14 protein-coding genes are annotated in these 17,587 nt (G+C 67.1%); 8 read left to right on the forward strand and 6 right to left on the reverse strand.

Going from position 1 to position 17,587, the window contains the following annotated elements; genetic code table 11:
- Positions 1–62: 62 nt before the first annotated feature.
- Positions 63–365 carry a flagellar motor switch protein FliN gene (gene fliN / locus A6A40_RS21665; protein ID WP_014188019.1) on the reverse strand — a complete coding sequence of 101 codons (303 nt, stop codon included), beginning with the start codon at positions 363–365 and terminating at the stop codon, positions 63–65.
- Between the two features lie 238 nt (positions 366–603).
- On the opposite strand from fliN, the gene A6A40_RS21670 reads away from it, so the two are divergent.
- Positions 604–1,446, forward strand: coding sequence for a sulfurtransferase (locus A6A40_RS21670; protein WP_108547908.1), 843 nt, complete (start codon positions 604–606; stop codon positions 1,444–1,446).
- A 1-nt stretch (position 1,447) separates the two neighbouring features.
- Here A6A40_RS21670 and murJ read toward each other — a convergent pair whose 3' ends face one another.
- Positions 1,448–2,998 carry a murein biosynthesis integral membrane protein MurJ gene (gene murJ / locus A6A40_RS21675; RefSeq protein WP_108547909.1) on the reverse strand — a complete coding sequence of 517 codons (1,551 nt, stop codon included), beginning with the start codon at positions 2,996–2,998 and terminating at the stop codon, positions 1,448–1,450.
- Positions 2,999–3,133: 135 nt separating this feature from the next.
- On the opposite strand from murJ, the gene A6A40_RS21680 reads away from it, so the two are divergent.
- A complete protein-coding gene (locus A6A40_RS21680) occupies positions 3,134–3,919 on the forward strand; it encodes an alpha/beta fold hydrolase (RefSeq protein WP_108547910.1) in 786 nt (261 codons plus the stop codon).
- Between the two features lie 147 nt (positions 3,920–4,066).
- Positions 4,067–5,344 carry a phosphopyruvate hydratase gene (gene eno, locus A6A40_RS21685; RefSeq protein ID WP_108547911.1) on the forward strand — a complete coding sequence of 426 codons (1,278 nt, stop codon included), beginning with the start codon at positions 4,067–4,069 and terminating at the stop codon, positions 5,342–5,344.
- Between the two features lie 67 nt (positions 5,345–5,411).
- Here eno and A6A40_RS21690 read toward each other — a convergent pair whose 3' ends face one another.
- The 3 genes from A6A40_RS21690 to A6A40_RS21700 all read right to left on the reverse strand — a co-directional run bounded on the left by A6A40_RS21690 (position 5,412) and on the right by A6A40_RS21700 (position 8,279).
- Positions 5,412–6,488 (reverse strand): extracellular catalytic domain type 2 short-chain-length polyhydroxyalkanoate depolymerase, encoded by a 1,077-nt coding sequence (locus A6A40_RS21690; protein ID WP_108547912.1) that lies wholly within the window; start codon positions 6,486–6,488, stop codon positions 5,412–5,414.
- Between the two features lie 7 nt (positions 6,489–6,495).
- Complete coding sequence (locus A6A40_RS21695) at positions 6,496–7,533, reverse strand: extracellular catalytic domain type 2 short-chain-length polyhydroxyalkanoate depolymerase (protein WP_108547913.1); 1,038 nt, start codon at positions 7,531–7,533, stop codon at positions 6,496–6,498.
- A gap of 218 nt (positions 7,534–7,751) precedes the next feature.
- Entirely contained in the window at positions 7,752–8,279 is a 528-nt protein-coding gene (locus tag A6A40_RS21700; protein WP_108547914.1) for a peroxiredoxin, read from the reverse strand.
- A gap of 328 nt (positions 8,280–8,607) precedes the next feature.
- Here A6A40_RS21700 and A6A40_RS21705 point away from each other — a divergent pair, with 328 nt between their 5' ends.
- Both A6A40_RS21705 and A6A40_RS21710 read left to right on the forward strand, forming a co-directional pair.
- Positions 8,608–10,377 carry a type I secretion system permease/ATPase gene (locus A6A40_RS21705; protein WP_236783937.1) on the forward strand — a complete coding sequence of 590 codons (1,770 nt, stop codon included), beginning with the start codon at positions 8,608–8,610 and terminating at the stop codon, positions 10,375–10,377.
- 83 nt (positions 10,378–10,460) lie between these two features.
- Positions 10,461–11,876: an HlyD family type I secretion periplasmic adaptor subunit gene (locus A6A40_RS21710; protein ID WP_108547916.1), complete on the forward strand. Its 1,416-nt coding sequence runs from the start codon at positions 10,461–10,463 to the stop codon at positions 11,874–11,876.
- Between the two features lie 121 nt (positions 11,877–11,997).
- Here the strand turns inward: A6A40_RS21710 and A6A40_RS21715 are convergent, their stop codons facing one another.
- Positions 11,998–12,339, reverse strand: a complete 342-nt coding sequence (locus tag A6A40_RS21715; RefSeq protein WP_236783938.1) for a hypothetical protein — start codon at positions 12,337–12,339, stop codon at positions 11,998–12,000.
- A gap of 381 nt (positions 12,340–12,720) precedes the next feature.
- Between A6A40_RS21715 and A6A40_RS21720 the strand changes: the two genes are divergently transcribed.
- The 3 genes from A6A40_RS21720 to A6A40_RS21730 all read left to right on the forward strand — a co-directional run bounded on the left by A6A40_RS21720 (position 12,721) and on the right by A6A40_RS21730 (position 17,525).
- Positions 12,721–14,556: a PHA/PHB synthase family protein gene (locus A6A40_RS21720; protein WP_108547917.1), complete on the forward strand. Its 1,836-nt coding sequence runs from the start codon at positions 12,721–12,723 to the stop codon at positions 14,554–14,556.
- Between the two features lie 397 nt (positions 14,557–14,953).
- Positions 14,954–16,993, forward strand: coding sequence for a protein kinase family protein (locus tag A6A40_RS21725; protein WP_236783939.1), 2,040 nt, complete (start codon positions 14,954–14,956; stop codon positions 16,991–16,993).
- A 40-nt stretch (positions 16,994–17,033) separates the two neighbouring features.
- Positions 17,034–17,525: a hypothetical protein gene (locus A6A40_RS21730; protein ID WP_108547918.1), complete on the forward strand. Its 492-nt coding sequence runs from the start codon at positions 17,034–17,036 to the stop codon at positions 17,523–17,525.
- Positions 17,526–17,587 lie beyond the last annotated feature (62 nt).

Consider the following 17,587-nt stretch of genomic DNA (forward strand, 5'->3'; position numbering starts at 1 on the left):
CGCCCGCCGTCAAGGCGTCAGCACGGGCTCGGCTGCTATCGAATGAAACAATGCCGCCGCGATCAACGCTTCCATTCGCGGCTGGACTTGATGAAATCGGTCAGGGTGACGCCGATCTTGTCGTCGATGATCGCAACCTCGCCGCGGGCGACCAGAACGCCTTCGACATAGACGTCGGTCGGGTCCTTCAGATGGCGGTCGAGTTCCACGACGGCACCGCGGCCCAGCTTCAGCAGGTCGCGGACACGGAGCATGGCGGTGCCGATGACGACCTTGATCTCCACCGGCGCGTCGCCGATGGCGAAGGAGGAGGCGTCGCCGTCATTGGGGTCGGGCGCGCCGAGCAGGTCGTCGATGTTGGCCATGGATGTCCAAGCTCCCGCGCCGGAATGGGCGCCTCCTTACACGAATGGAGCATTCTACACCCCGGACAGGCTAACCGGCAATGGCACCGACCGATGGGGATTGCGACAAGATTGGGCTTTTCCCGCACCTGCGCTTCGCCCACACTGTCGGTCCGCCTGTCTGCCGGCCTCTTCGTTGCCGATACGCAACAATCACGGCAGAACAAGGCATCGACCAACCGTAACCGGGTTCACCGCGATGACCGACAGCAGCATTTCCCCGCTTGTGGACACCTCCTGGCTGAAAAGCCGGCTCGACCGTCCCGGCATCGTCGTCCTGGACGTGCGAACCCCGCCAGCCGGCGGTTTCGTTCCGGGATCGGTTCATTCCGATTACGCAACAGCCGGTTGGCGCACAGTGGTCGGCGGAGGGGCCGGGATGCTGCCGGAGCCGGCGGTGCTGGAGGGGCTGATCGGCAGTCTAGGAATTGGCGACGGCGACCATGTGGTGCTGGTGGCGGCCGGCGCCAATGCGTCGGACATGGGCAACGCCACCCGCGTTTATTGGACCTTCAAGATGCTGGGCCATGACCCGGTGTCGGTGCTCGACGGCGGGTTCGCCGCCTGGACCGCAGCCGGCGGCCCGGTGACGCCCGCACCGGCGGGCCGCGCGCCGACGACCTTCACCGCCCGTCCCCGCAGCGACCTGCGCGCCATCCTGGAGGACGTCGAGGCGGCGGTGAAGGCCGGCGACACGCCGCTGCACGATGCCCGTTCCGCCGAGCAGTTCGCCGGCAAGGCCAAGAGTCCGCAGGCCCGCGCCGCCGGCACCATCCCCGGCGCGGTGAACCTGGACATCGCCCCGCTCTTCTCCGCGGCGGACCATCGCTTCGCCTCGGCCGAGACGGTGAAGGCGATGGCCGACCAGGCCGGACTGCCCTTGCGCGACCGGCCCATCACCTTCTGCAACACCGGCCACCTCGCCTCGGTATCCTGGTTCGCGCTGAGCGAGATCGCCGGCGTGCCCGGCGTACGGCTCTATGACGGCTCCATGTCGGAATGGAGCGGCGACCCGGAACGCCCGCTGCAGACGGAAGGCTGAGTTACGTCCTGGCGCGACTCCGGCGCAGACGGCTGAGGTCGCTGCGCCGCACCAGCCCCAGCAGCACGGCCGCGATGGCATAGACCGCCAGCCCGACCGCCGCCAGCACCGAAAGCCCGCCCAGCCGCTCGAACAGCCCGGTTGCGCCCAGCCACGGCGCCAGCCGTTCGGTCGCCAGCCACAGGCCGCCGGCCATGGCGGCAGCGGCGAGCACCATGCGCGGCAGGTTGCGGATCAGCCGCGCATCGGCCCGGAACAGGCCGCGCCGGTGCAGCAGCAGCGCCAGCAGACCGGCATTCACCCAGGCGCCGACGGAGGTGGCGACCGCCAGCCCGACCTGGGCCAGCGGCCCCATCAGCGCCAGCTTCAGCGCCACATTGATGCCGACCGCCAGCAGCGCCACCCGCACCGGCGTCGCCGTGTCCTGACGGGCATAGAAGCCGTTGACCAGGCTGCGGATCACCACGAAGGCGGGCAGGCCCAGCGCATAGGCCTGCAGGGTGAGTGCCGAAGCGGCGGCATCCGATGGGCCGAAGGCGCCGCGCTGGAACAGCACCGACAGGATCGGCGTGCCCGCCACCAGGAAGGCGATGGCCGCCGGCAAGGTCAACACCAGCGACAGCTCGATGGCGCGATTCTGGCTGTCGACCGCGCCGGCTTCGTCGCCGCTCTTGATCCGCTTGGACATTTCCGGAAGCAGAACGGTCCCGACTGCGATGCCGATCACCCCCAGCGGCAGTTGGTTCAGCCGGTCGGCGTAATAGAGGTAGGACACCGCGCCCGTCGGCAGGGCCGAGGCGATCAGCGTGTCGGCGAACAGGCTGATCTGCGTCAGGCCGGAGCCGAGCGCCGCCGGCCCCAGCACCGTCAGGAAGCGCTTGACGTCGGGCGACAGGCGCGGAATCACCGGCCGCAGCGTCATGTCGGCGCGCCTTGCATCCCAGGCGAGATAGAGAAACTGCGCGACACCCGACGCCAGCACGCCCCAGGACAGCGCATGGCCGGCGCTGGGCATCAGCGGGGTTCCCACCACCAGCGCCGCGATCAGGCAGAGATTCATCAGGATGGGGGCGGCGGCGGCCGAGCCGAAGCGGCTCATGCTGTTCAGCACGCCGCCATAGAGCGAGACCAGCGAGATCAGCAGCAGATAGGGAAAGGTGATGCTGGTGAACAGCACGGCCAGCCGGAACTTCTCCGGCTCGTCGGCGAAGCCGGGGGCGAAGACCGTCATGAATTGCGGCATGAAGGCCAGAACCAGCAGCAGCAGCAGCAACTGCACGATGACAAGCAGGGTCATCACCTCGTCGGCGAAGCGGCGGGCGGATGCAGCCCCGTCCTGCACCAGCTTGCCCGAGAACAGCGGCACGAAGGCGGAGTTGAAGGCCCCCTCCGCGAACAGGGCGCGGAAATGGTTCGGCAGCCGGAAGGCGACGAAGAAGGCGTCGGCCACCGGCCCGGCGCCGAGCAGCGCCGCGGTCAGCACGTCGCGCAGGAAACCGAGCACCCGGCTGGCCAGGGTCAGGCCGCCGACGGACAGGATATGACGGAACACGATGGCAGGGTCGCTTCTGTGATGCGGATGATGCCCGGCGGCATCCTAGCGATGCGCCCGCGTTCGTCATAGGATCGCGGCCCGCATTCGTCCAGAACGCATCTCAAGTCACCCAATCGGTCGAAGGCCCCCGACATGCCGCAGCAGCAAGCCCTCCCCCTGACCTATCTGGAAGCCGGCGAAGCCAATGGCGGAACACCGATGCTGGTCCTGCACGGCCTGTTCGGCTCGGCGCGCAACTGGCAGACGCTGGCCCGCCGCTTCGGCGAATCACGCCGGGTCTATGCGCTGGACCTGCGCAACCATGGCGGCGCCCCGTGGGCGGAGGGAATGAGCTATCCGGAGATGGCGGCCGACGTGCTGCGGTTTCTCGACGACCGCGGCTTCGCCCGCGCCACCGTGGTCGGCCATTCGATGGGCGGCAAGACCGCCATGGCGCTGGCTCTCGCCCATCCGGAGCGGGTGGAAAGGCTGGTGGTCGCCGACATCGCCCCCGTCGCCTACACCCACACCCATGCCCCCTATGTCGCCGCGATGAAGGCGGCGAAGCTGGAGGGCGTCACCCGCCGGCCGGAGGTGGAAGCCCAACTGGCCGATGCCGTGCCGGAAGCGCCGCTGCGCTCCTTCCTGATGCAGAATCTGGTGCTGGAGAACGGCGCCTTCTCCTGGCGGATCAACCTCGACTCCATCGGCGCGAACATGGGCAAGCTGATCGGCTTCCCCGATTTCGCCGGCGCCCGCTATGACGGGCCGGCGTTGTTCATCGGCGGCGGCGCGTCGGACTATATTCGGCCGGAGCATCACGACGCCATCCGCCGCCACTTCCCCAAGGCGGACATCCGTATGATCGACGGCGTCGGACACTGGCTGCATGCCGAACGTCCGGCCGAATTCGCCGCGATGGTGGAAGGATTTCTCTGATTTCCGGCTCGAATCCGCGCACCCGCGCGGGGTTGTAAGCCGAAGCAGATATTGCATCGCCCGGACGTCGGGGCTATCAAGCCTGCGCGCCTTAAAACGCGGCCTGCGAGACAACGCGGCTGCCATTCCTCGAAGGATCGACCGACCATGAGCGTCATCACCGAGATTCACGCCCGCGAAATCCTGGACAGCCGCGGCAACCCGACCGTGGAAGTCGACGTTGCGCTGGACAGCGGCGCCTTCGGCCGCGCCGCGGTTCCGTCGGGCGCCTCCACCGGCGCCCACGAGGCGGTCGAGCTGCGCGACGGCGACAAGAGCCGCTTCGGCGGCAAGGGCGTGCTGAAGGCGGTCGAGTCCGTCAACGGCGAGATCTACGACGCGCTTGCCGGCCTCGACGCCGACGACCAGCGCGGCATCGACCTTGCGATGATCGACCTGGACGGCACCGAGAACAAGAGCCGCCTCGGCGCCAACGCCATCCTGGGCGTGTCGCTGGCGGTCGCCCGCGCCGCGGCCGAGGATGCCGGCCTGCCGCTCTACCGCTATGTCGGCGGCGCCTTCGCCTCGCTGCTGCCGGTGCCGATGATGAACATCATCAACGGCGGCGCCCATGCCGACAACCCCATCGACATCCAGGAATTCATGATCATGCCGGTGGGCGCCGAGACCGGCGCCGACGCCATCCGCATGGGTTCCGAGATCTTCCAGTCGCTGAAGAAGAAGCTGAAGGACGCCGGCCACAACACCAATGTCGGCGACGAGGGCGGCTTCGCCCCCAACATCGGCTCGACCGACGAGGCGCTCGGCTTCGTCATGAAGGCGATCGAGGCCGCCGGCTACAAGCCGGGCGACGACGTCATGCTGGCGCTCGACGCCGCCTCGACCGAGTTCTTCAAGAACGGCAAGTATGAGCTGGCCGGCGAAGGCAAGTCGCTGTCGCCCGAGCAGATGGTCGCCTACTGGGCCGATCTGGTCGGCCGCTTCCCGATCATCTCGATCGAGGACGGCATGGCCGAGGACGATTGGGAGGGCTGGAAGGCGCTGACCGACGCCATCGGCAACAAGGTGCAGCTGGTCGGCGACGACCTGTTCGTCACCAACCCCAAGCGTCTGGCCCAGGGCATCCGCCAGGGTGTCGCCAACTCGATCCTGGTGAAGGTCAACCAGATCGGCACGCTGTCGGAGACGCTGGAAGCGGTCGACATGGCGCACAAGGCCGGCTACACCGCCGTGCTGTCGCACCGTTCGGGCGAGACCGAGGACAGCACCATCGCCGACCTGGCGGTCGCCACCAACTGCGGCCAGATCAAGACCGGCTCGCTGAGCAGGTCGGACCGTCTGGCCAAGTACAACCAGCTGATCCGCATCGAGGAGCAGCTCGGCGTCGCAGCCCGCTTCGCCGGCCGCGGCATTCTGAAGGCCTGATCGCCGTGATGTGAAAAAGCCCCTCTCCGGGTTTCCGGAGAGGGGCTTTTTTATGCGGAGCGGGCGCTCACTCCCCGGCCAGCGCGCCGATCATCTTGCGGACGGCGGTCATCTGGAAGCCGCCCTTGCGGGCGAAGTCGTAGCCGGTGTAACCGAACCAGTCCCAACAGGCCTTGGGGTTGGAGGTCGGCTTGGCGGCGCCGTCGATCTGCGGATACAGCACGACGATGTTGTTGACGTCGGCCCAGCGGTTGTAACCGGCATGCACGGCGAAATGGTCGCCGATCAGGTTCGAGGCCATCTGGCAGCCATGGAAGGCGACATGGATGCGGCAGGTCTGCTGGCCGCCCTCGCAGACTTCCGGAACATAGACATAGCCGGTCTTGGCCATGCCGCTGCGGCTGGGATCGCCGACGAAGGGCGCCTGGTTGAACAGCTGCGGCTGGCGGGCCGCGGCGGGGGCGTTCGGAATCCTGGCGTCGGCGTAGAAGAAGCGGACGATGGCGCCCGCCTGATCATACTGGCAATTGTTGATGTATTCGCTTTTCTCACCCTCCTTCGGGATGAAATCGCAGGCGGCGCCATAACCGTCGGTGATGTAGGCATGCGCCGCTTTCGGCAGCTTCACATAGGAGACGTTCGCCTCCGGCACGCCCAACGCCTTGTAGAACCGGTCGGTGGCGTCGGCGACCGGCCGCTTCACCGTCACGTCACCGTCGCCATTGAACAGGTAGATTTTCGACTGCGCCATGTTGGAGAGCGGATCGATGTCCTTGGCCTTTTCGCGGGACTTGGCGTTGGCGACCAGGGCGTCGACATCGGGTGCGCCCATCGCCACGTCCATGCAGCGCTTCAGCGCCACCACCGCCGGGGCGATGCCGCCTTCGGATACCTCGGCGCAGGCATAGGGGCCGCCGGCGACGAGACCGGCGGCCTTGACCAGACCCGAATAGGCAACCTGAAACTGGCCTGCCATATAGGCACCGGAAGAAATGCCCGACACCGTGGTCTGCGCCGGATCGATCTTCAGCTTCAGATCGGCCAGCCTGACCGGTGCGCTGCTTTGGGCTGCGGCGGGAAGAGGCGCCAGCACGACGAACGCCGCCAGCGCCGATTTCAAAATGACTTGACTGGAAATGGTCATGGGAGAGTCACCTTTGCCCTGCAAGGGTTGTCAACATCGCGTGGACAGCGGCGATCTGCACCCCGCCCTTCGTCGCGTAATCCGCCCCCGTCGTGCCGATCCAATCCCAGCAGGCGATCGGGTCCGCCGAACGGCGGGGCGACAGCTGCGGGTAAATCACGATCAGATTGTTGTTGGCCGCCCAGCGGTTGAAGCCGGCGCCGGTGGTCACCGCGTCGCCGACCTCCGCCGCGGACTGGCGGCATCCGTGAAAGACGATGTGCACCGCGCAGGCCGCTCCCCCCACACAGGCCGGCGGCACAAAGACGTAGCCGGTCGGCGCCAGCCCGGTCCGGTCGGGATCGCCGAACGGGGTCTGGTCGAAGGGGCTGGCAGCCGGCAGGTCCGGGATGGGCGGATTCAGGCCGCCATAGATGTGCGACAGGATTCGCCCGGCCTGGTCATAGTCGCCGCAGGCGTTGACGTAGGGGCTGCGGTTGGCGTTGCAGTCATTGGGGGCGCCGGGCGAGATGAAGCCGTTGCCGGCGTCCAGGCCGGCGTCCAGACGGATCCGGTTCGCCGGAACGTGGGCGGCACGGTAGAAAGCCTCGGCCTCCTCCACCGCCTTGCGGTTCACCACCATGTCGGCACGGCCGCTGAACAGGTAGACCTGGGACTCCGGCAAACGGTCGAGCGGATCGATCGCCCCCACGGCGGCCAGCGGCTGCGCCGCCTCGTACAGCGTCTGCCCGCGCGGCCAGAGCGCGTTGCCCTGCATGCAGGACGCCGCCAGCAGCGGATTTTCCGCGGCGCAGAGGAACGGACCGCCGGCAACCAGGCCGACGCCGGTGATTTCGGTGGAATGGGCGACATGGAATTGCAACGCCATGAAGGCGCCCGCCGCCAGCCCCGATGCCGAGCTCTTCTCGATGACGATCTTGCGCGGAAGAAGCGGGGGCGCCGGTTCGCCGGCCATGGCGCCGGGCAGATCGGCGAAGGCCGCAAACAGCGTCAGCGCTGCAATCCATGCAACCAGGAAATTCCGGCTCCGCCGATACGATGCCACCTGATACGCCTCATCCGCGGTTATAACTGCGGAAGGTAGCAAGGCAATGGCATTTGTCTATTGAAAAGGACCGATCGCCATCCGACGCACGCACATGCAGGATGTCATGCAACCTGTCCGGCCTCGGAGAGGGCCGAATGGGGTTCGGCGGCCATGGGAAAGGCCGGCGGAGCCCCCGCCCCACCGGCCTTCCGTCATCGCTGGCCGAATCGGCGGCTTCAGCCGCGCAGATAGGCCAGCACGTTTTCCGGCGAGGATTCGCCGTAGGGATCGCCATTCTCGCCGGCATCGTTGATGCCGGGCTCCTCGAACCACTTCTCGACCACGCCGTCCTTGACCACCATGGCATAGCGCCAGGACCGGAGGCCGAAGCCCAGATGGTCCTTGTCGATCAGCATGCCCATGCGGCGGGTGAAATGGCCCGAGCCGTCGGGGATCAGCTTGACCTTCTTCAGGTTCAGGCTCTTGCCCCACTGGAACATGACGAAGGCATCGTTGACGCTGAGGCAATAGACCTCGTCGATGCCGAGCTCCTTGAACTCGTCGTAAAGCCGCTCGAAAGCCGGGCATTGCTCGTTGGAGCAGGTCGGCGTGAAAGCGCCGGGCAGGGAGAACAGAACGACGCGCTTGCCCTGGAACAGTTCATCGCTGGCCACGTCCTGCCAGCGGAACGGGTTGGGGCCGTCCACGCTTTCGTCGCGTACACGGGTCTTGAACACCACCGAGGGGACCTTGCGCCCTTCCATTCTCATCTCCGGATATGGTTTCGACTGAATCGGCCTCTGGGGTGAGCCGAGCCGCATCCGGACCTGCCGGGTCCGACGACGCCACGATACCGGCTCCCCCCTCCTCCTCCAACCGGCAATAAGTCATGCACCCCCTTCCGGCAAATTTCCGCAAGACGGGCCGGAGGAGCAGGCAAGACTGGGGTAGGGCTGCGCAAAAGTGGTGGCGTCCCGTGGCAATCCTGTGACGCTTCCGAATGTTAAGGTCCCATTTACCAAGATCGCGTTCCCTGAGCCCGCCTGCATCCAGTGGGCACTGCGCCGACCGGTGACAATTGGAGGGCTCTTTATGCCTGTTTCGACCAAGTCCAACACTATGCAAGGGGCCGGCATCGATAAGCCGGAAGCGGCCTTCAACCGCGCCTATTTTAGCAAGGTACTTGTTAGTGCATTTATCTTCAGCGCCACCATCAACGCGCTGATGCTGGCCATGCCGCTTTATTCGCTTCAGGTGTTCAGCCGGGCCATTCCATCGGGCAATTACGATACCCTGATCATGCTGACCCTCATCGTGGTCATGGCGCTGACGCTGAGCGGTGTGCTGGAGATGGTACGGTCGCGCCTGCTGGCCCGTGCCGGCAACGCGCTGGAGGTGCGGTGGCGCCGACGGCTGACCGCCGACGCGCTGGACGCCGCCGGCCGCGGCCGTCCGGACAACGGCCCGCTCGCCGACCTGATGGAGTTGAAGGCCGCCTTCGCCCGTCCGTCGCTGCCGGCGCTGATGGACCTGCCCTGGGCGCCGCTCTACGTCATCGGCATCTACGTGATCCATCCGATGCTGGCGCTGGTGCTGGTCGTGTCGATGGCGATCATGGCGGCGATGGGCTGGATCGGCTATGTGGCCGTCAGGGACGTCAACGACGAGAGCAAGCTGCCGGCCGGCCGCGCCCAGAAGCTGTTCGAGGCCCTGGCCGCCCGGTCCGACACCGTGCGCGGCCTGCGCATGGGCGACACCGCGCTCGATGCCGTCAACCGCGATTTCCTGACGGCCAGCGCCCTGCAGAATCAGGGCTACGAGCGCAGCGCCTCCATCGGCGCCGCCACCAAATGGGTCCGCATGGTCCTGCAGATCGCCGTGACGGGCATCGGCGCCTGGCTGGTGATCGAGCAGCATTTGTCCTTCGGCGGCATGATCGCCACCTCGATGCTGGTCGGCCGCGGCCTCGCGCCGATCGAACAGACCGCCGGCGCCTGGGGCGGGCTGGTCCGTTCCGCCCAGGCCGTCCGCCGCCTGCTGCCGCTGCTGAAGCGCCTGTCGCGTGAGCCGGAACGTCCCGCCGTGCCCGTCGAGAGCGAACGCCTGACGGTGGAGAACCTGCTGTTCGTCTCCCCCCGCGACCAGAAGCCGATCCTGCGCAGCGTCACCCTGTCGATCGAGCCGGGCGAGACCGTTTGCATCGCCGGTCCCAACCGCTCGGGCAAGTCGGTCCTGGCCCGTCTGCTGGCCGGCGTCGCCCTCCCGTCGGCCGGCACGGTGCGGCTGGGCGGCCTGTCGGTCGCCACCCTGACGCCCGACGCCCCCGAACAGGGCATCGGCTACCTGCCGCAGCAGGTCGATCTCCTGCCCGGCAGCATCGCCGACAACATCGCCCGCTTCACCAGCGCCACCCGCGAACAGGTGGAGGAGGCCGCCAAGGCCGTCGGCATCCACGAGTGGATCGAAAGCCTGCCCATGGGCTACGAGACCGAGGTCGCCGATCCGCTGTCCCCGATCACCGGCGCCAGCGCCCGCCTGATCGGCCTTGCCCGCGCCGCCTTCGGCCAGCCGCCGCTGCTGGTGCTGGACGAGCCGACCGCCGGCCTGGACGAGCTGGGGATCAAGGCCGTCCGCGCCTTCGTGGCCGCCGCCAAGCAGCGCGGGGCGACGACGATCGTCATGACCCACGCCCCGATCTTCGTCGACATGGCCGACCACACCTATGTCCTGAAGAACGGCATGGCGATGGAGCTGCCGCGTCCGGAACAGCAGCAGGCCCAGCCCGGCGCCGTCAACCTCGCCCGCCTCCGCAATCTCGGCCCTCAGGGTCCGTCCGCCGCAACGGCAGGGGCCGCGGGCTGACCGCCGGCACTGCGCCCAGACCCGAACATTCGGTCCCGTTACCCGGCTGGCGACGCCCGACCCGACAGAGCCAAGGAAGCCCCATGACCACGATGACCACGACCTTCCCCGCCCCGCTCTCCTCCGACAGCGGTCCCGAGTCCCCCGCCGGCAAGCCCTCGCGCAAGACCGCGACCATCACCTCGATCCACGCGCTGCGGGCGGCGATGCCGGAGACGGGTGTGCGCGGCCTGCTGCTGGGCGGCTTCCTGGTCCTGGCCGTCGGCTTCGGCGGCATGACCGGCTGGGCGGCGGTGGCCCCGCTCCACAGCGCGATCAGCGCCATGGGTTCTCTGGCCCCGGAAACCGGCCGCAAGGTGGTGAAGAACACCGAAGGCGGTGTGATCAGCGCCATCCTGGTCAAGGAAGGCGACCGGGTCGAGGCTGGCCAGGTCCTGATGCGGCTGGACAGCACCGAGGCGCAGACCCGGCTTGAGATGCTGAACGTCGCGCTGTTCGACACGCTGGCGACCGAGGCCCGCTTGTCCGCCGAGATGTTCGAGAAGCCGGCGATCGAATGGCCTGCCGAGCTGGCCACCCGCCGCGCCAGGGAGCCGGCCGTCGACACCGCCATGCTGAACCAGGAGAAGCTGTTCCAGGTCCGCCGCAGCCAGCTGGAGACCGAAGCCAAGCTGACCCAGGACCGAATCGCCACGCTGGCCGAGGAGGTGAGCAGCCTGGAGAAGCAGCGCGCCTTCCTGGCCCGCGAGATCAAGCTGTCGGACGAGGACATCCAGATCACCCAGGGCCTGCTGGACCGCGGCAACTCCACCCGCACCAAGCTGGTGGCGGCGCAGAAGGAGAATGCCCAGCTGCACGCCCAGGACCATGAGCTGGAAGCCCGCATGTCGCAGTCGCGGCAGCAGGCGGTCGACGCCCAGGGCGATCTGGTCCGCCGCCGCAGCGATTTCCGCGAGAAGGTGCTGATGGAACTGGAGAAGGCCCGCGGCGACGCCCAGAAGCTGGCCGAGCAGATCCGCGACGCCAGGAACCGCCTGGACAACCGCACCATCAAGGCGCCGGATGCCGGCAACGTCGTGATCTACGGCCACCCGGCCGTCGGCGGCACCATCACCGCCAACGAGCCGGTGCTGGACATCGTTCCCGACGACAAGGCCCTGCTGGCCGAAGTCCGCATCCAGCCGAAGGACATCAAGTCGATGGCCGTCGACCTCCCGGTGAAGGTGCAGCTGACCGCCTATGACAGCCGCGTCGTCGGCACCATCGACGGCACCGTGTCCTACGTCTCGGCCGACCGCCTGACCGACAACGCCACCCGCCAGGACTATTATCTGGCCCGCATCCGCCTGAAGGACGCCGATTCCCACGAAGTCCGCCATCTGAAGATCAAGGCCGGCATGCCGGTGGAAGCCCGCATCGTGCTCTCCGCCCGCACCCCGCTGGACTATCTGATCCAGCCGCTGAGCCAGTCCTACGTGAAGGCGTTCATCCAGGAGTGATGGGGTTCTTGGGGAGGAAGGTGCTTTGCCCCCACCCCGACCCTCCCCCGCTTCGCGGGACAANCCAAACGAAAAAAGCCCCCGGCCATCCCGCCGGGGGCTTATTCTTTGCCAGGAAACCTCACCCCTTGCCCGGCCGCAGGTCCGGCCTCGGCGGAACCGCCATCGGGGTGGGAAGCGGTTCCGGCACCTGGATCGCCTCCGTCTGTTCCTTCGTGCGGCGAGATGCCGCACGATCCTGGGCCAAGCGGTCCATCGCCTCCTGGCGCTGCGCTTCGGTGGTCAGATCGGTCGGGCGCGGGGGAACCGTGCCCAGGTTCGGATATTCCGTACGTTCGCCGGTCATGCTGCGGATGGGCGACGTATTGTCGCTGACCGGCGAGGACTGGCCGGTGACGGCGCCCAAAAGGCCGGTGTCCAGTGCCCGGTCGCTGCAGGCCGACAACCCGAAAATCATTGGCATTACAAAGATCAGGGTTCCAAACACCCGACCGACTGCCGCGTTGCCCCGACCGACCTCCTGACTGCCCGTCACCATCATCCTTCCCCGTGTCTGGCCGTGACGCCGCACTTGTGCGACGATCGGTGAAATGAAATGTTCACACCAGCGGTGTATGAGAGGTTCCGGATTTCTCCCGCACCGCACCAGAAGGTTGGACCGCCGCACGCCACCCACAGCGACATGGTGCAGAACGCCCCCTGATAACATCGACCGCAAGCCTGTATAGCCGCCCGTCCGCAAGGCCCAAAGCCCTATCTGGTGAAAGCCGGGCACTGTGGATGATGGTGGCCATACGATGTGACCGACGACGCGACACCCGCCCAAAGAAGAAGGACCGTGCTCATGGCCGAGACCAAGGCCCCCCCTCAGGCTTCCACCCCGGCTTCCCCCCAGGTGCCCGACGTCAAGCTGCCCGACCCGGTTGAGATGTCGCGGGCGATGACCCGCATCGCCGAACAGAGCCAGCGGCTGGTTTCCGAATTCCTCGCGCGCCAGGCCTCCGACGGCGCCGGCCCGAAAAGCCCGGATCCGATGGGCGTCGGCCATGCCTTCCTGGAGATGACCACCCGCATGATGGCCGATCCGGCCAAGCTGATGCAGGCGCAGATGTCGCTGTGGCAGGACTACCTGACCCTGTGGCAGCGCACCACCCAGCGCTTCTTCGGGCAGGAGACCCAGCCGGTCATCGCCCCGGCCAAGGACGACCGCCGCTTCAAGGACGCCGCCTGGGACGAGAACACGCTGTTCGACTTCATCAAGCAGTCCTACCTGCTGAGCGCCCGGTGGATGCAGTCGACCGTCAACCAGGTCGAGGGGCTGGACGACCACACCGCCAAGAAGGTCGATTTCTACACCCGCCAGTTCGTCGACGCGATGGCGCCCTCCAACTTCGTCATGACGAATCCGGAGGTTCTGCGCGCCACCATCGAGAGCGGCGGCGAGAATCTGGTCAAGGGGCTGGAGCATCTGCTGACCGATCTGGAGCGCGGCAAGGGCGAGCTGCGCATCTCCATGACCGACTACGATGCCTTCCAGCTGGGCAAGAACATCGCGGTCACGCCGGGCAAGGTGGTCTTCCAGACCAGCCTGATGCAGGTGATCCAGTACACGCCGACCACGCCGGACGTGAACAAGCGCCCGCTGATGATCGTGCCGCCCTGGATCAACAAGTTCTACATCCTGGACCTGCGCGAGAAGAACAGCTTCATCAAGTGGGCGGTCGACCAGGGCCACACCGTCTTCGTCCTGTCCTGGGTCAACCCGGACGAGACGCTGGCGGCCAAGGGGTTCGAGGACTACATGGTCGAAGGCCCGCTGGCGGCGCTGGACGCCATCCAGAAGGCGACCGGTGAGCGCGACGTCAACGCCATCGGCTACTGCCTGGGCGGCACGCTGCTGGCCTCCACGCTGGCCTACATGGCGGTCAAGAAGGACGACCGCATCAAGTCGGCCACCTTCTTCACCACGATGCTGGACTTCGCCGAAGCCGGCGAGCTGTCGATCTTCATCGACGAGGAGCAGCTGACCTTCATCGAAGGGCAGATGGCCGAGCAGGGCTATCTCGATGGCGCCAAGATGGCGACCACCTTCAACATGCTGCGCGCCAACGACCTGATCTGGTCCTTCGTCGTCAACAACTATCTGCTGGGCAAGGATCCCTTCCCCTTCGACCTGCTGTACTGGAACAGCGACAGCACCCGCATGCCGGCGGCGATGCACAGCTTCTATCTGCGCAACATGTACCAGAAGAACCTGCTGGCGCAGCCCGGTTCGGTGACGCTGAAGGGCGTTCCGATCGACCTGGGCAAGATCAAGGTCCCGTCGCTGTTCCTGTCGGCCCGCGAGGACCACATCGCCCCGTGGAAGAGCACCTACAGCGGTGCCCAGCTGTTCAGCGGCCCGGTCAAGTTCGTGCTCGGCGCCTCCGGCCACATCGCCGGCGTCGTCAATCCGCCGGCGGCCAACAAATACTGCTATTGGACCAGCGACAAGCTGGCCAAGACCTCCGACGAGTGGCTGGAGAAGGCGACCCAGACGCCCGGCTCCTGGTGGCCGGAATGGAACAAGTGGGTCGGCCAGTTCGCCGACGGCAAGGTCCCGGCCCGGCAGCCCGGCGACGGCGCCCTGCCCGCGTTGGAGGACGCGCCCGGCTCCTATGTGAAGGTCAAGAACGGGTAACGGCCTCCCTGCTGGATGAGGAGAATTGCGGAAAGGGTCGCTGAAAGGCGGCCCTTTCTCTTTTGGATCGTCCGGCTGCGCTGGCAAGATTTACACACGGATGTCACGGATTTACACACGGATGTCACGGATTTTCTTGATCCTGGCGATGCTCCGGCTTTTCCCGAGAGCTGCCGCCTCGCGACTCCACATCCGTGAAATCCGTGCTTCAATTCGTGAAATCCGTGTAAATCTTGCCAACCGCTTCCGCACCCCGCAAAGCTCCGACACCGCGGCGGGGGTTTTCCTTTCCGGTCCAATCCGATAGTGTTACGCCCGCGCATGTTAAGGGTTTGTTTGCCCTTTTTACGCCAGCTAAGACCTGCGCACATTCGCACGCCCCGGGGATCCGCCGTTCATGCCATCCGACGCCCAGACCGCAACGATGGGAAACGCCGCGATGGCGAACGCCGAACCGGTCAAGCTCGCCGAACGCTACGAAATCCAGCCCGGCGCGCCGGTCCCCCTGCTGAACGCCGTCGGCGGCAATGCCTTCACCGCCAAGGCGCTGCGTGAAAAGCGGATCGAGCCCTTCGCCATCATCTGCCATGCCGCGGTGCTGCCGCGGATGGACATCTGCTCCACGGTGGGCAGCCTCGACAACGCCACCCACATGCGGCTGCTCGACTGGGGGCTGGTGGACTGGCCGCAGGATCGCGGGCGGCGCTTCTGCCTGGTGTTCGAACGGCCGGGCGGCAAGCGGCTGATGGGGTCGCTGACCGACACGCTCGACCCGATGCCGGAAGACCAGCTGACCCGGCAGATCGTCCATCCGCTGGTGTCGGCGTTGAAGGAACTGTCGAGCCGCGGCGTGGTCCATGGTGCGATCCGCCCGACCAACCTGTTCTACCGCGATCTCGCATCCGGCGGGCTGATGCTGGGCGACTGCGTGTCGACGCAGCCCGGCTATGGCCAGCCGGTGCTGCTGGAAACGATCGAGCGCGGCATGGCCAACCCGGCCGGCCGCGGCACCGGCACGATGGCCGACGACCTCTATTCGCTGGGCGTCACCCTGCTGATCCTGGCGTTGGGCCGCAACCCGCTGGCCGGGCTGGACGACGACGCCGTTCTGCAGGCGAAGATGGAACGGGGGTCCTACCCCGCCCTGGTCCAGCAGCTCCGGCTGCCGCTGGCGATCAACGAGGTGGTGCGCGGCCTGCTGGTGGACGATCCCAAGCAGCGCTGGACGCTGAACGACCTCGATCTGTGGGTGGCCGGCCGCCGCCTCAGCCCGAAGCAGCCGCAGATCTCCCGCCGCGCCGCCCGGCCGCTGGAGTTCCAGGGGGCAGAATACTGGCACTGCCGCACGCTGGCCCGCGCCTTCGCCCGCCATGCCCCCGCCGCCGCCAGCGTCATCGAAAGCGGGGAACTGGACAAATGGCTGCGGCGGTCCATGGGCGACGAGGTGCGGGCGGAGGCGGTGGGCAGCGCCATCCAGACGGCCTCCAGCGGCAAGGGCGGCAGTCAGGGCGACCGGCTGGTTGCGCGCGTCTGCATCGCGCTCGATCCCACCGCTCCCATCCGCTACCGCGGCCGGGCGATGATGCCGGACGGCATCGCCACCATGCTGGCCGACGCCTTCATGCGCAGCGAATCCCCCCAGGCGGTGGCGGAGGTGATCGCCAACCAGCTGCCGATGTTCTGGGTCAACGTCCAGTCCGACTTCAAACCTGAATTCGTGCCGCTGGTGCAGACCTTCGACCAGCTGCGCGGCTTCCTCGACCGCTCCTCCCACGGGCTGGGGGTGGAGCGCGTGTTGTACGAGATGAACCCGACCATGCCCTGCATGAGCGCACTGGTCGCCAAGCAGCTGCCGACGACGCCGGCGGAACTGCTCCGCGCGTTGGACTGGATCGCCGCGGGGGGCGAGCGCCACAAGGACCCCATCGACCGCCAGATCGCCGCCTTCCTCGGCGCCCGCCACAAGCGCGGCGACGAGCTGCTGTTCACCCAGCTCGGCAGCGGGGTGGAACCGATGCGGCGGGTCATCGCCATGCTGACCATCCTGTCCGACATCCAGGCCCGCACCGGCGTGGACGGGCTGACGCATCTGGCCTCCTGGGTGGTGGCGCTGCTCGATCCCGCCTTCCGCCGCTTCCACAACCGGCCCCAGCAGCAGGAGGTCCGCAAGATGGCCGACGCCGCCGCGCACAACGGCCGGCTGACCGAACTGCTGAAGGTGGTCGACGATCCCGAGGCGCTGCGCCGCGACCGGCTGGAGTTCGAAGCGGCGCAGATCGCCTATCGCGAGGCCGATGCGGAGATGGACAAGATCCGCCACACCATCTCCGACCGCAACGCCATCATCGAGACATCGGGGCGGCAGGTCGCCGCCATCGTGTCCAGCCTGTTGTCGACCGTGCTGGTCGCCGGCATCATCCTGTTCTTCGCCTTCTGACCGGAACGCGTAAAGTCTGAATCGAGGGGGGAGGATCGCCATGGCGCGCAAGAAAAAGAAGAAGGGCGGCGCCCTTACGCTGATCCTGCTGATCATCCCGGCGGCGCTGATCGTGCTGCCGACCTCGATCCTGTTCGGAGTCGGGATGATCCCGACCATCGTCGCCTATGTCGTCGACCGCGATCCCGACAAATCGGCCCCGATCACCGTCGGCGGGCTGAATTTCTGCGGTTGCATGCCCTTCGCCATCGATCTGTGGAAGCATCAGCACACCATCGGCGCCGCCGCGAAGATCTTCGCCGACCCGTTGGCCTGGCTGGTGATGTATACCGCCGCGGCGGTCGGCTGGGGCCTCTATTACGGCATCCCGCCGCTGGTCGCCGGCATGGAGGTCTCCCGCGCCGAGAAGCGGGTGGAGGTGCTGAAGCAGAAGAAGGTGGCGCTGGTCCAGGAATGGGGACCGGACGTCGCCGGCGACTATTTCGACGAGTCCGGCGGCCTGGAACCGGGTGCTGAAACGGAAGGCGCATGACGGAACCCGCCGCCTCGCGACAGGCCCCGCTTGCAACCGGACCCGGCAGCGAGGCATGATCG

Source organism: Azospirillum humicireducens, assembly GCF_001639105.2.
Taxonomy (GTDB): Bacteria; Pseudomonadota; Alphaproteobacteria; order Azospirillales; family Azospirillaceae; genus Azospirillum; species Azospirillum humicireducens.